This is a genomic window from Burkholderia sp. AU30198, assembly GCF_020419825.1.
In the GTDB taxonomy this organism is placed as follows: domain Bacteria; phylum Pseudomonadota; class Gammaproteobacteria; order Burkholderiales; family Burkholderiaceae; genus Burkholderia.
In genome coordinates, this window is record NZ_JAIZSA010000001.1 from 182,619 (window position 1) to 197,168 (window position 14,550).

Sequence of the window (14,550 nt, forward strand, 5' to 3'; positions counted from 1 at the left end):
TGGCGTTTGATGCAACTAAGCGTTGAGTTTGGTGCGTCTGGCGCCTGTCGTGGTGCGCACCTATAGTGGCTGCATGACGAATCCCGGCAAAGGCGGAAACCATGCAATCAATCGAATCGAACGGAAATGTCCCCGCGATCCTGCTCGTCGCGGCCTCGCGCGGCCTCGGGCTCGCGATGGCGGACGCGTTCCTGGACAAAGGCTGGCACGTAACGGGCACCGTTCGCGCAGGATCGGGGCGCACGAAGCTGCACGACCTCGCCGATCGGTTCGACGGCCGGCTCGACATCGAGACGCTCGACATCTGCGAGCCGACGCAACTGGCCGCGCTGCGCGAGCGACTGTCGGGCCGGCGCTTCGACATGCTGTTCGTGAATGCGGGCACGACGAACGAGCCGACCGAAACGATCGGCGAAGTGACGACCGACGAATTCGTGCGCGTGATGATCACGAATGCGCTGGCGCCGATGCGCGTGATCGAGACGCTGCAGGATCTCGTGGCCGCGGACGGCCTGATCGGCGCGATGTCGTCGGGGCAGGGCAGCGTCGCGAACAACGTCAGCGGGATGCGCGAGGTGTATCGCGGCAGCAAGGCCGCGCTGAACCAGTTCATGCGCAGCTTCGCGGTGCGCCAGGCCGATACGCGGCGCGCGATGGTGCTGATGGCGCCCGGCTGGGTCCGCACGGAGCTGGGCGGGCCCGATGCGCGCCTGACGATCGAGGAAAGCGTGCCGAGTCTCGTGAACGTGCTGATCGCGAAGCGGGTGCGCCCGGGGCTCGAGTATCTCGACTATCTGGGGAGGACGGTGCAGTGGTGATCGTCGCATCGGCACATCGCGCGGCGGGTAGCGGCCAGTTGCGATCCTCGGGGCCGTGAACGGGGCGCAGGATCCGCGAGGTTGTTCGCGGCGCGGTGGCGGCGCTGCGCAGGCCGTGCCGATTCAATACAATGCGACGACCCGCCAGTGACACGGCGTAGTGCCGTCGCGTTCGAATCCCTCCGGTTCGCCGCGCCTGGCGTGCGTCCCCGTCGTGACGGCCCCCAGTCGAACCCGGAGCGCAACATGAACGAACCCTACCTTCAGGTCATCGCGCATTACTACGCGAAACCCGGCAACGGCGACCGCGTGATCGAATTGCTCGCCGAGCTCGCGCCGGCCACGCGCGCCGAGCCGAAGAATCTCGACTATGGGTATTTCCGGTCGCCGGAGGATCCCGACCACATCGTGATCCTCGAACGCTACCGGGATGCTGATGGCCTCGATGTGCATCGGGAAACGCCGCATTTCCAGCGGATCGGGATCGGCGCGATCATTCCGTTGCTCGATCGCCGCGACGTGTCGCGCTACATGGTGCAGCCGGACACCGGCACGGCGACGCCACCGGGAGGCACCCGATGAACCCGTTTCAATTCCGTACCGTTCCGACGCAGGTCGTCGAATTCGGCGCCGCGCGCCGGCTCGGCGCGCTGTTGCGCGAGCGCTTTCCGGCGCTCGTGCGGCTGTGTGTCGTCACCGACGCGTTCCTGCATCGCAGCGGCGTGCTTGCGCCCGCGCTGGAGAGTCTCGCCGCACATGGCTGGCAGGTTACCGTGATCGACGACGTGATCGCCGATCCGCCCGAGCACGTGGTGCTGGAAGCGACCGAACGGGCCGTCGCGGCCGATGCCGAGATCGTGCTCGGCCTGGGCGGCGGATCGTCGATGGACGTCGCGAAGCTGATCGCGGTGCTCGCGCCGGGGCAGCAGGCGCTGGCCGACATGTACGGCGTCGACAAGGTCACGAGCGCGCGGCTGCCGCTCGTGCAGATGCCGACGACGGCTGGCACGGGCTCCGAAGTGACGGCCGTGTCGATCGTCACGGTCGGCGAGGCGCGCAAGATGGGCGTCGTGTCGCCGCATCTGTTCGCGGACGTCGCGATCCTCGACGCCGAGCTCACGCTCGGCCTGCCGCGCGCGGCAACAGCCGCGACGGGCATCGACGCGATGGTGCATGCGATCGAGGCGTACACGTCCGCGCGGCTGAAGAACCCGGTGTCCGACATGCTGGCCGTGCACGCGCTGACGCTGCTGTCGCGCAACCTGCTCGCGGCGTGCGACGACGGCGGCAACCGCGACGCGCGCGAGGCGATGCTGGTCGGCGCGATGTTCGCGGGGCAGGCGTTCGCGAATGCGCCGGTCGCGGCCGTGCATGCGCTGGCCTATCCGGTCGGCGGGATCTTCCATGTGCCGCACGGGTTGTCGAATGCACTCGTGCTGTCGCACGTGCTGCGTTTCAACGCGCCGGCTGCCGCGCCGCTGTATGCGGAACTCGCGGCGATCGTCGCGCCGTCGGCGACGGGCAGCGACGAAGCGCGCACGCACGCGCTGATCGCCGAGATCGACCGGCTGATCGTCGCGACGGGCATTCCACGCACGCTGCGCGAGGTCGGCATCGGGGAGGGCGACCTGCCGAGGATGGCGTCGGATGCGATGCTGCAGACGCGCCTGCTCGTGAATAACCCGCGCGAGGTAACGGAGGCCGATGCGCTGGAGATTTACCGGCAGGCGTGGTGACGCGGCGGGCGGGCGCGTCGCGCCGCCCGTGATGTTTCGCGATGCGCTCAGGATCGCGAGCGGCGCGCGGCCGCCCGCCAACCCGGCTTACCCGCGTGACGCGTCGGCGCCGGTTGCCACGACATACGCCGAAGCCTGCTTCGTGCCGTCCGGCCGGGTTTCCAGATAGACACCCTGGATTTCCGGCTCGAAACCCGGCAGCGCGTTGATCCCGGCTTCGAGCGCGCGGAAGTAGTCGAGCGCCGGGCCGCCCCATACTTCGCCGGGCACCACGCAGAAGATGCCGGGCGGGTAGGGCAGCGCGCCTTCGGTCGCGATCCGGCCTTCGATGCGATCGAGCGTGACGAGCTCGACGTTGTTGCGGATCAACTCGGCATTCGCGGCCTGCGGCGATATCGCCTGCTTCGGGAATTGCGCGCGCCGGAACATCAGCTTCTGCAGATGCTTCATGTCGTGGCTGCGGTAGAAGTCGTGCATCCGCTGGCACAGTTGCCGCAGGCGCATGTTGCCGTACAGCTCCGGATACGCTTCGCACAATGACGGAATCGCTTCGCGCAGCGGCGTGTCCTGGTCGAGATGACGCTCGAACTGCGCGAGGTGCGCGACCAGATGCTGCAGCTTGCCGAAGCTTTCCGACGGCGTGAGCAGGAACAGGATCGTGTACAGGTCGGCCTTCTCGGGCACGACGCCGTGCTCGCGCAGGTAGCGCGCCAGAATCGGCGCCGGTGCGCCGAATGGCGCATATTCGTGCGTGTCGCGATCGATGCCGGGTGTCGTCAGCAGCAGCTTGCACGGGTCGACGAAATACTGGTCGTCCGCATAGCCTTCGAAGCCGTGCCACGTATCGGCCGGGTGGAAGCGGAAGAAGCGCAGGTCGTCGACGATCTGCTCGGTCGGGTAGTCGGCCCACGGGCGGCCGTCGATCTGCTGCGGCACGAACGGACGGATCTGGCGGCAGGTCTTCATCAGCAGCTTGCGCGCATCGACGCCGTGCGCGACGCAGTCGCGCCACAGGCGCTTGCCGGCCGGGCCCGCATGCATCTGCGCGTTCACGTCGAGCGCCGCGAACATCGGGTAGAACGGGCTCGTCGACGCATGGATCATGTACGCGTTGTTGAAGCGCCGGTGATCGCAGAAGCGCTTCTGGCCTTCGATGTGGCTGTCCTTCTTGTGGATCTGCGACGTCTGCGAGAAGCCGGCCTGCTGCTTGTGCACCGACTGCGTGACGAAGATGCCGGGATCGTCGGGGCCGAGCGTGAGCATCAGCGGCGAGCAGTCCTGCATCATCGGGATGAACTGCTCGTAGCCGACCCACGCCGAATCGAACAGGATGTAGTCGCACAGGTGGCCGATCCGGTCGACGATCTCGCGCGCGTTGTAGATCGTGCCGTCGTAGGTGCCGAGCTGGATCACCGCGAGCCGGAACGGGCGCGGCCGGTCGGCGCGCTCCGGGGCGACGTCGCGGATCGCGTCGCGAATGCGGGCTTCGTCGAGCGCCGCGCTGTCGACGCCGCCGATGAGGCCCCACGCGTTGCGCGCGGTTTCGAGGTAGACCGGCCGCGCGCCCGACAGCACCAGCGCGCCGAGATGCACCGACTTGTGGTTGTTGCGGTCGAACAGCACGAGATCATCGGGGGCGAGCAGCGCGCTCGTGACGACCTTGTTCGACGTCGACGTGCCGTTCAGCACGAAGTAGGTCTTGTCCGCGTTGTAGATCCGCGCGGCATTGCGCTGCGCTTCCAGCGCGGGGCCTTCGTGGATCAGCAGGTCGCCGAGCCGGACGTCGGCGTTGCAGAGGTCGGCGCGAAAGATCGTCTCGCCGAAGAAGTCGAAGAACATCCGGCCGAGCGGGTGATTCGAGAAGAACTGGCCGCCTTGGTGGCCGGGGCAGTCGAACTCGACGTAGCCGCGCTGCACGTATTCGCGCATCACCTTGAAGAACGGCGGCAGCAGGTTTTCGCTGTAGATGTCGGCGGCGGCGGAGATCTGCCGGCCGTAGTAGTGGCGCCCGCCGTGGCGGAGCTGGATCACGCCGCTCGCGCTCGGCAGGATCGATGGCGGCACTTCCTGGTCGGGCTCGACCGCGACGAAAAACGGAATCGCGAATCCGGTTCTTTCGACGGTTTTCAGTACCTGTTGCGCCGAATCGATTCCGACGACGATTGCCGCGATATTCGTGAAATCGGTCTGGAATACATCGACCTGTTCATGCGTGGTGAGGAAGGCGCCAATCAGCGCCGGCTCGACTGCGATTTTCAACAGGCTCACGCGAACTCTCCCGTAAATGTGCGGAAGCGGGAGCCGCATTCGCACGGCTGCATAATCCGCGTAATCCGATACGCGCTGCAGCCGATTGAAATGCTCCCGCGAATGCTGAATGCCGAATGGCGCGCCGCACGAAGAAGCCTTGTCCGGCGAGGCACGGCCGCCATCGGTCAATGCACGGCGCAGCCGATCGTAGCAACAAAACCACGCGAATTCAATCGACCGGAATCGACAATCTCAGTGTTGGATGAGAATGATCAAATAATCAGGAATTGGCATGCTGCAATGCACATAAAAATGAACCAATCGTGAAATACTATTTGAAAACAGTCACCAGTTTCGCCGAATCGCCTGCTGTTCACCGAATGGCATCTATGGCATAGTCGGCACCGAATTGGATGGCGAATCAAATCGGATTTGCGAGCGTCTCACGCCGCCGCCCGTGGCCTGCTGTCCGCGTGCTCGTGAGATGCATCACCCCAACGAAGCATCGGAACAACGAGGGCAACAACATGAATACGTCCGTCGGTGGCATTCGCCGTCTCGGCATGCGCGCGCTTTTGGTCGACGACGAGATCACCCAGGAATCGGCGACCGGGCGTGCGGTCCGCACGCTGAGCGCGGAGCTCGCGCAGCGCGACATCGACGTGCTCACGGCAACCTCGGCCGACGACGCGATCATGCTGATCCGTTCCGATCCGTCGATCCAGTGCGTGCTGCTCGACTGGGATCTCGGTGTGGACGGTCATGGCCCGTCCGAGGCCGTGGTCGACGCGATCCGGCAACGCAACGGCAACGTGCCGATCTTCCTGCTGGCCGACCGCAGCGTCGCATCGACGGTGCCGTCCGCCGTGATGGGCCAGGTCGACGATTTCGTGTGGCTGCTCGAAGATACGGCCGACTTCATCGGCGGGCGCATCCATGCGGCGATCGAACGCTATCGCGCCACCGTGCTGCCGCCGATGTTCGGCGCGCTCGCGAAATTCTCGCGTGTCTACGAATACTCGTGGCATACGCCCGGCCACACGGGCGGCACGGGCTTCCTGAAATCGCCGGTCGGCCGCGCGTTCTTCGAATACTTCGGCGAAGCGCTGTTCCGTTCCGACCTGTCGATCTCGGTCGGCGAGCTCGGCTCGCTGCTCGACCACTCGGGCCCGATCGGCGAAAGCGAGCGCTACGCGGCGCGCGTGTTCGGCGCGCATCGCACGTATCACGTGACCAACGGCTCGTCGACGTCGAACCGCATCATCCTGATGGCGAGCGTGAGCCGCGACCAGATCGCGCTGTGCGATCGCAATTGCCACAAGTCGGCCGAGCATGCGATGACGATGTCGGGCGCGATCCCGACTTACCTCGTGCCGACGCGCAACCGCTACGGGATCATCGGGCCGATCGCGTCGGAGCGCCTCACGCAGACGGCGATCCGCGAGGCGATCGCGTCGAACCCGCTCGCGGCCGGGCTCGCCGACCGCCAGCCGAAGCACGCGATCATCACCAACTCGACGTACGACGGCCTGTGCTACAACGTCGCGCGGGTCGAGGAACTGCTCGGCGCGAGCGTCGACCGGCTGCATTTCGACGAAGCCTGGTACGGCTACGCGCGTTTCAACCCGATCTACCGCGATCGCCATGCGATGCACGGCGACCCGCGCGACCATCGTGCGGACCGCCCGACGGTGTTCGCGACGCAGTCGACGCACAAGCTGCTGACCGCGCTGTCGCAGGCGTCGTACATCCACGTGCGCGACGGCCGCAACCCGATTCCGCATGGCCAGTTCAACGAAACGTTCATGATGCACGCGTCGACGTCGCCGAACTACGCGATCATCGCGTCGAACGACGTTGCGGCCGCGATGATGGACGGCCCCGGCGGCGCGGCGCTCACGCACGAGTCGATCGAGGAGGCCGTCGCGTTCCGGCAGATGATCGCGCGGATGAACGGCGAGTTCAGCGCGAAGGGCGACTGGTTCTTCGAATGCTGGCAGCCCGACACCGTGCTCGAGACGCGCACGGGCCGCACGCTGCCGTTCCACGACGCACCGCCCGAGCTGCTCGCGAGCGACCCGTCGTGCTGGGTGCTGCGCCCCGGCGCGCAATGGCACGGCTTCGGCAATATCGAGGACGGCTACTGCATGCTCGATCCGATCAAGGTGTCGATCGTCACGCCGGGCGTCGCGCCGGCCGGCGGCCTGATGCCGGTCGGCATTCCGGCGAGCGTCGTGACCGCGTATCTCGATGCACGCGGGATCGTCGTCGAGAAGACGACCGACTTCACGATCCTGTTCCTGTTCTCGATCGGCATCACGAAGGGCAAGTGGGGCTCGCTCGTCAGCGCGCTGTGCGATTTCAAGCGCGACTACGACGCGAACCTGTCGCTCGACATGGCGATTCCGTCGCTTGCGAAGGAGCATGGCGCGCGCTATGCGGGCATGGGGCTGAAGGATCTGGCCGACACGATGTTCGCGGCCATGGAGCAACTCGGCACGACGCGGCTGATGTCGGAAGCCTTCTCGATCCTGCCGAAGCCGGAGATGAGCCCGGTACGCGCGTACGAGCATCTGGTGCAGGGCCGTGTCGAGCAGGTCACGCTCGAAGAGCTGGCCGGACGCACGGTCGCCACCGGCGTCGTGCCGTATCCGCCGGGCATTCCGCTGCTGATGCCGGGCGAGAACGCGGGGCCGGCCGGCGGCCCGGTGCTCGGCTACCTGAGGGCGCTCGAAGCATATGACCGGCGCTTCCCGGGCTTCGCGCACGACACGCACGGCGTGGAAGTGGAAGACGGCACGTACCGTGTGTACTGCCTGACGGCCTGAGCATCCGGCCGGACGAACGGACAAACATGCGACCGGCCGCTCCGGCGGCCTCACATCGAAGGATCGACATCATGGAAAACACAGCGCGCATGTCCGGCGCGGCCTCGGCGGCCGCGCCGAAGAACCGGATGAATGTCTGGCAGCTGACTATCCTCACGGCGGTCAACATGATGGGCTCCGGCATCATCCTGCTGCCGTCGAAGCTCGCGCAGGTCGGCACGATCTCGCTGCTGTCGTGGATCGTCACGGCGGGCGGCTCGCTCGCGCTGGCCTATGCGTTCGCCCGCTGCGGGATGCTGAGCCGCAAGCCGGGCGGGATGGGCGGCTACGCGGAATACGCGTTCGGCAAGGCCGGCAACTACATGGCGAACTACACGTACGGGCTGTCGCTCGTGATCGCCAACGTCGCGATCAGCGTCACGGCGGTCGGCTACGGCACCGTGCTGTTCGACGCGACGCTGTCGCCGCTGCAAACGGGCCTGTGGACGATCTTCCTGCTCGTGCTCACGACGGTCGCGAACTTCGGCGGCTCGCGCATCACCGGCCGGATCGGCTCGGTGACCGTGTGGGGCGTGATCATTCCGGTCGTCGTCGTGTCGCTGATCGGCTGGTTCTGGTTCAGCGGCGCGACCTGGGGCGCCGCATGGAATCCGAACCACCTGCCGCTCGGGCCGGCCGTCAGCAGCTCGATCGCGGTGACGCTGTGGGCGTTCCTCGGGCTCGAATCGGCGTGCGCGAACTCGGACGCCGTCGAGAATCCTGAGCGCAACGTGCCGATCGCCGTGCTCGGCGGCACGATCGCATCGGCGATCTTCTACATCGTGTCGACCAACGTGATCGCGGGGATCGTGCCCAACGCGATTCTCGCGAAGTCGAACGCGCCGTTCGGCATCGCGTTCGCGACGATGTTCACGCCGACGGTCGGCACGATCGTCACCGCGCTGATGGTGATCGCGTGCATCGGCTCGCTGCTCGGCTGGCAGTTCACGGTCGCGCAGGTGTTCAAGAGCTCGGCGGATGTCGGCTACTTCCTGCCGGTGTTCGCGCGGGCGACGCGCACCGGCACGCCGATCGTCGGGATGGTGATCCTGCTGGTCGCGCAGGTCGCGCTGGCGCTGATGACGATCAGCCCGGAGCTGAGCAGCCAGTTCCAGAAGATCGTCGATCTCGCGGTCGTCACGAACCTCGTGCCCTACGTGATGTCGATGGCCGCGCTGATCACGATCCAGAAGGTCGCGAAGGTGCCGCCAGCGAAGGCGCTGCTGACGAACGTGATTGCGATGGTCGCCACCGCGTACAGCTTCTATGCGCTGTTCAGCTCGGGCGAGCAGGCGCTGATGCTCGGCGGCCTGTGCGTGTTCCTCGGCTGGACGCTGTTCGGCTTCGTCAGCGCGCGCTTCTACCAGATGGAAGTTGACGCCCATGTGAAGGAGCCGGGGAAGTCGCTGCAAGCGTGACGAGGGCGGCGGTCGCCGCCGTTATCGGGCAGGGCGGGCCAGCAGCGGCGGGAGATCCTGCTTCAGCAGGTCGACGACGGCCCGCACGCGCGGCGGCAGCGGCCGCTGCGCGTGCACGAGCACGTTGAGCGCGAAGTCGGGAATCGCATGCCGCGGCAGGAGCTCGACGAGCGTGCCGGCCGCGAGCGCGTCGGCGCAGGCCGGCTGCTGGACCACGCCGATGCCGCCGCCGGCCACGATCGTGTCGAACATCGGGCGCCAGTGGCTCGTCGTCATGATCGTGCGGATGCGCACGTATTCGAGCGCGTCGCCTTCGTGCTGCAGCGGCAGCCGTTCGCTGGCGAAGACGCCTTTCACGCGGATGAACGGATGGTTCGCGAGCTCGGCCGTCGTGTCGATCGGGCCGTGCCGCTCGAGATACGACGGCGCGGCGACGAGCCGGCGGCCGACCGCGCCGACCGGATGCGCGACGAACCCGCCGTCGCCGAGCTGGCCGACGCGGATCGAGATGTCGACGCCTTCCGTGACCGGATCGACGATGTCGTCGTTCAACACCAGATCGATGTGCAGGCCCGGATACGCGCTGCGGACATGCATCAGCACGCCGGGCAGCACGACCTCGCCGACGCATTGCGGCGCCGCGAGCCGGATCGTGCCGTCGAGTGCGTTTTCCGTCTTCGAGACCGAGGCGACCGCTTCGTCGGCCGCTTCGAGCAGTTCCTTGCTGCGCGCGTAGAAGATCCGGCCTTCTTCCGTGCACGCGAGGGTGCGCGCACTGCGCAACAGGAGCCGCGTGCCGAGATGCTTCTCGAGTCGCTCGATGCGCTCGCTGACGGCCGGCTGGCCCATGTCGAGATCCCGCGCCGCGCCGGACATCGTGCCGCGCTCGACGACCCTGACGTAGATACGCATCGTCGCCAGCAAATCCATGAAGTCGCGCCCCTTGTCCGGTTCCGGTTGATGCCGATCGACGGATGGTACCAAAGCAGGGCGGCCCGAAGGTGGGCGGCGAGCCGATACTGACCATCGGCTGCCGATGCCGCGTGTGTTCGCCGGCGCGATGCGCGACAATCCGCTTCCGTGCGATCGACTGGAGACGACGACATGACGCAACAGGATGAAGCGGTGCGCACGCGCTGCGTCGCATGGCAGATCGTGCAGACGTGGCAGGCGGCCGAATGGTGCAGGCTCGTCGAGTCGCGAACGGGAATCGACCTGTCGGGATCGGTGTCGGGTGCGATCGACGGCGCGCCGTTTCGGATCGATTACACGATCGCATGCGGCGCCGACTGGCGCACGCGCTCGGCACGCATCACGCAGTGGGGCGGCACGCAGCCGCCGCGGCAGTGGGCGATCGCGTGCGACGCGGGGCGGTGGACGATCGACGGCGTCGACGTACCGGCGCTCGCGGGCGCGACCGACCTCGATCTCGGTTTCAGCCCGTCGACGAATACGCTGCCGATCCGGCGGCTCGGGCTGGCCGTCGGCGAGGCGGCCGTGATCCATACCGCCTGGCTGCGCTTTCCGGATTTCGAATTCGTGCGCGGCGAGCAGCGTTATACACGCACGGCGGCGCACGTGTACCGCTACGAAAGCGGTACGTATGCGGCCGATATCGCGGTCGACGAAGCGGGCCTCGTCACCGACTACGACGAATGGCGGCGCATCGGCTCTGCTTCCGTGCGCTGACGCGTGCTTGCCGCGCCTTGCATCAGCGAGCGCTCGCCACCGACAGCTTGCCCGGAATCAGCTTCAGCGTGCTGAACGCATCCGCGATGTTCTGCTGATACGCGAGCGTCGCATCGGTGATCGGCTGCACGCCGTAGCCGGCGCGCTTGAGCGCGACTTCGAGCGTCGGCGCGTCGAGGCCGACGAGCGGCGACAGTTGCGTGGCGACTTCCGCTACATGGTCGCGCGCCCAGCGATCGACCGCGTCGACTTCGTCGAGCAGCGCGCGCAGCACCTGCGGGTGAGCGGCCGCGTACTTGCGTGCGGCGAGGTAGTACTGCGTATTGCGCACGAGCCCTTCGCCGTTCGCGATCACGCGCGCGCCGATCTGCCGCTCGGCGGCGGCCAGGTACGGATCCCAGATCACCCATGCATCGACGTTGCGCTGCACGAACGCGGCGCGCGCATCGGCGGGCGTCAGGTAGATCGGCTGGATGTCGGCGTACGTCAGGCCCGCGTGTTCGAGCGCCTTCACGAGCAGGTAGTGGACGTTCGAACCCTTGTTGAACGCGACTTTCTTGCCGCGCAGCTGCGCGACGTTCCGGATCGGCGAATCGGGCAGCACGACGATCGCTTCGCCCTGCGGCGCGGGCGGCTCGTTGCCGATGTAGACGAAATCGACACCGCCCGCCTGCGCGAAGATCGGCGGCGTCTCGCCGACCGTGCCGACGTCGATCGCACCCGCGTTCAGGCCCTCGAGCAACTGCGGGCCGGCCGGAAATTCGAGCCATTGCACGGTGACGCCCTGGCTCGCGAGCCGCTTCTCCAGCGTGCCGCGTGCCTTGAGCACGACGAAGTTGCCGTATTTCTGGAAACCGATGCGCAACCGTGTGCCGCTGTCTTGCGCGTGTGCCGGCAGGCCCGCGAGCGGGCCGAGCGCGAGCCCGGCCAGTCCGGCGGCCGCGCCTTGCAGCCACTGGCGGCGCTGCGGATTCGCCGGTGTCGGTTCAACGTCTGCGTGCGGTGTGTCGTTCATCGAGGCGTCCTGCGTGCGGGTTCACGGGCCGCGCGATAGGCGGCGCGGTCGGCGCAGGGCGGGGCCCGATGCGGGCGTTGCGCGCCACGGGCCGGCCCGCGCCGGATTCAGGACGATACGGCCGCGCGGGCCGGCGGCCAACCAACGAATCCGCATATGCAAATCAGCGGCGGACTCGGTGGCGTCGTTCGGACGGGTGACGCGCACGGGAACCGGCCGGAACGCGCCGGCACGGCGGGCCGAGCAGGCGACATCGCGGCGTCGCACGCGCGGCCGCCCGGCGCGCGACGCACGGCTGCCGCGAGGCTCAATCGGAGCCGGCCGGGCTTTCCTCGATCGAATCGACGCGATCCGGATAGAACGCGAGGTGTCCGCGGATCGCATCGACGGCCGGATACGGCGCTTCATAGGTCCAGACGGCATTGATCGCTCGCTCGCCGCCGGCCGGAATCGAGTAGTAGGCGGCGTCGCCCTTGTACGGGCAGTACGTCGCGTGATCGGTGCGTTGCAGCCGCGTCATGTCGGCATCCTCGCGCGGGATGTAGAGCACGGCCGGATAGCTGGCTTCGCGCAGCGCCAGCGCGCGGCGCGTATCGGCGACGACCTGGCCTGCCACCTTGACCACGACGCGCTGCGGATGCGGTTCGACCGTGATCGGATGATCGGGGCCCGGCGATTTCACGGGACGAGAAGACGTATCGGGGCGGATCGACATCGTGTGTGTCCTCCAGGAAACGGCGGAGCGGCGCCGCCGGGCGGATCCCGGCGCGCCCGAGCCGGCGTGTGCCAGCCGCTACGATGCGCCATTTCGGGAGAATCTGCAGGGGGCCGGAAGAGAGCGGCGGGAGAAGGCCGCCTGGCGCTCGCATGGACATTTTCATGCACGGGCAGCGGGATGCATTCACGGCGATAAGCAACGCGAAATTAATTGGTAAGCGATCGGCGAGCGACGCGCGAAGATCGGCCGTCGTCAGTTGCATGACAGCCCTCTCTCATCTCCGTCGCCATGAAGAACGCTTTCGTTTCGCCCGCTGCGCGTCGCGCGCGTGGCATCCCTCATGCCGCTGCCGCCCTGCGCTGCATCGCGGCGTCGCTGCTGTTCGCCGGCGCGGCCACGCAGGCGCTCGCCGCGCCGGCCGGCAAGACGCTCGTGTATTGCACCGAAGGCAGCCCGGCCGGCTTCGATCCGGGCCAGCATACGACGAGCACCGATTTCGATGCGAGCACGTACCCGGTCTACAACGGGCTCGTGCAGTTCAAGCGCGGCACGCTCGATCTCGAACCGGCGCTCGCGACGAGCTGGGACGTGTCGCCCGACCAGCGCACGATCACGTTCCACCTGCGGCGCGGCGTGAAATTCCAGACCACCGCGTGGTTCAAGCCGACGCGGCCGTTCCAGGCCGACGATGTCGTCTTCACGTTCCGCCGGATGCTCGACCCGGACGATCCGTTTCGCAAGGCCTATCCGGTCAGCTTCCCGTATTTCAGCGATCTCGGTTTCGACCGCAATGTCGAGCGTATCGACAAGGTCGACGACTACACGGTGCGCTTCGTGCTGAAGACGCCCGACGTCGTGTTCGTGCGCAACCTCGCGATGGCGTTCGCGTCGATCCTGTCGGCCGAGTATGCATCGCAGCTCGCGGCGCGCCATCGCGAGGCCGACATCAACCAGTTCCCGGTCGGCACCGGGCCGTTCCTGCTGCGCACGTACCAGAAGGACGCGCTGATTCGCTACGACGGGAATCCCGACTACTGGAAGCCCGACGACGTGAAGCTCGCCCATCTCGTGTTCGCGATCACGCCCGATCCGGCCGCGCGCCTGCAGAAGCTGGTGGCCGGCGAGTGCCAGGTATCGGTGTTCCCGCGGCCGGCCGACCTCGACACGGTGCGGCGCGACCCGAAGCTGACGTTGTTCTCGGGGATGGGCTTCAACGTCGGCTTCGTCGCGTACAACACGCAGCATGCGCCGCTCGACCGCGTCGACGTGCGGCGCGCGCTCGACATCGCGATCGACAAGTCGGCGATCGTGAAGACCGTGTTCAACGGCGACGCGAAGATCGCGACGAACCCGATGCCGCCGTCGCAATGGTCATACAACCCGCGCCTGAAGGACGCGCCGCGCGATCCCGCCGCTGCGAAGGCGCTGCTCGCGCGGGCCGGGTTCCCGAACGGCTTCGACCTGACGCTGTGGGCGATGCCGGTGCAGCGCCCGTACAACCCGAATGCGCAGTTGATGGCGCAACTGATCCAGCAGGACTGGGCGAAGATCGGCGTGCGAGCGAAGATCGTCAGCTACGAATGGGGCGAATACAACCGCCGCGCGAAGCACGACGGGCAGCACGACGCGATCCTGTACGGCTGGTCGGGCGACAACGGCGATCCCGACAACTGGCTCGGCACGCTGCTCGGTTGCGACGCGGTGCACGGCAGCAACCTCGCGAAGTGGTGCAACCAGGATTTCGAGAAGCTGGTGGACGCGGCGCGTTCCAATGCGGACGTCGCGAAGCGCACGGCGCTGTACGAACAGGCGCAGGTCGTGTTCAAGGACCAGGTGCCGTTCACGCCGATCGCGACGTCGATCGTGTCGCTGCCCGTATCCACGCGCGTGCACGGGCTGACGTTCTCGCCGCTTGGCGGGCACCGCTTCGATGGGGTCTGGCTGGATTGAAGGAAGCGCCACGCGGACGATGGTTTCGTCCGCGTGGTGTGACGGCGGGAAAGGCCGGCGCGATGCAGTGCGCGCCGGTTTTCGTCAGG

General features: G+C 67.2%; 11 protein-coding genes. 7 read left to right on the plus strand and 4 right to left on the minus strand.

Annotation, left to right across the window (positions count from 1 at the left end; genetic code table 11):
• The first annotated feature begins 101 nt into the window (after positions 1-101).
• The 3 genes from LGN19_RS00765 to LGN19_RS00775 all read left to right on the plus strand — a co-directional run bounded on the left by LGN19_RS00765 (position 102) and on the right by LGN19_RS00775 (position 2,554).
• Entirely contained in the window at positions 102-818 is a 717-nt protein-coding gene (locus tag LGN19_RS00765; RefSeq protein ID WP_226212847.1) for an SDR family oxidoreductase, read from the plus strand.
• 246 nt (positions 819-1,064) lie between these two features.
• The gene (locus LGN19_RS00770; RefSeq protein WP_174958473.1) at positions 1,065-1,400 is read left to right on the plus strand and encodes a putative quinol monooxygenase; all 336 of its coding nucleotides are present in this window, start codon (positions 1,065-1,067) and stop codon (positions 1,398-1,400) included.
• Complete coding sequence (locus tag LGN19_RS00775) at positions 1,397-2,554, plus strand: iron-containing alcohol dehydrogenase (protein ID WP_226212848.1); 1,158 nt, start codon at positions 1,397-1,399, stop codon at positions 2,552-2,554. The genes LGN19_RS00770 and LGN19_RS00775 overlap by 4 nt, the downstream gene beginning before the upstream one ends.
• An 87-nt stretch (positions 2,555-2,641) precedes the next feature.
• Here LGN19_RS00775 and LGN19_RS00780 read toward each other — a convergent pair whose 3' ends face one another.
• Positions 2,642-4,822, minus strand: a complete 2,181-nt coding sequence (locus tag LGN19_RS00780) for an ornithine decarboxylase (RefSeq protein ID WP_226212849.1) — start codon at positions 4,820-4,822, stop codon at positions 2,642-2,644.
• A gap of 509 nt (positions 4,823-5,331) precedes the next feature.
• Here LGN19_RS00780 and LGN19_RS00785 point away from each other — a divergent pair.
• A complete protein-coding gene (locus LGN19_RS00785; RefSeq protein ID WP_174958476.1) occupies positions 5,332-7,632 on the plus strand; it encodes an Orn/Lys/Arg decarboxylase N-terminal domain-containing protein in 2,301 nt (766 codons plus the stop codon).
• A 71-nt stretch (positions 7,633-7,703) separates the two neighbouring features.
• A complete protein-coding gene (gene potE / locus LGN19_RS00790; protein WP_226212850.1) occupies positions 7,704-9,089 on the plus strand; it encodes a putrescine-ornithine antiporter in 1,386 nt (461 codons plus the stop codon).
• A 21-nt stretch (positions 9,090-9,110) separates the two neighbouring features.
• On the opposite strand, the gene LGN19_RS00795 is transcribed toward potE, so the two are convergent.
• Positions 9,111-10,019, minus strand: coding sequence for a LysR family transcriptional regulator (locus LGN19_RS00795; RefSeq protein WP_226212851.1), 909 nt, complete (start codon positions 10,017-10,019; stop codon positions 9,111-9,113).
• Positions 10,020-10,193: 174 nt separating this feature from the next.
• On the opposite strand from LGN19_RS00795, the gene LGN19_RS00800 reads away from it, so the two are divergent.
• Positions 10,194-10,778, plus strand: a complete 585-nt coding sequence (locus LGN19_RS00800) for a putative glycolipid-binding domain-containing protein (RefSeq protein WP_226212852.1) — start codon at positions 10,194-10,196, stop codon at positions 10,776-10,778.
• Positions 10,779-10,800: 22 nt separating this feature from the next.
• On the opposite strand, the gene LGN19_RS00805 is transcribed toward LGN19_RS00800, so the two are convergent.
• Entirely contained in the window at positions 10,801-11,793 is a 993-nt protein-coding gene (locus LGN19_RS00805; RefSeq protein WP_175221515.1) for a sulfonate ABC transporter substrate-binding protein, read from the minus strand.
• Between the two features lie 307 nt (positions 11,794-12,100).
• The gene (locus LGN19_RS00810; RefSeq protein ID WP_174958480.1) at positions 12,101-12,508 is read right to left on the minus strand and encodes a DUF427 domain-containing protein; all 408 of its coding nucleotides are present in this window, start codon (positions 12,506-12,508) and stop codon (positions 12,101-12,103) included.
• 291 nt (positions 12,509-12,799) lie between these two features.
• Here LGN19_RS00810 and LGN19_RS00815 point away from each other — a divergent pair, with 291 nt between their 5' ends.
• Positions 12,800-14,461, plus strand: coding sequence for an ABC transporter substrate-binding protein (locus tag LGN19_RS00815; protein ID WP_226212853.1), 1,662 nt, complete (start codon positions 12,800-12,802; stop codon positions 14,459-14,461).
• Positions 14,462-14,550: the final 89 nt, after the last annotated feature.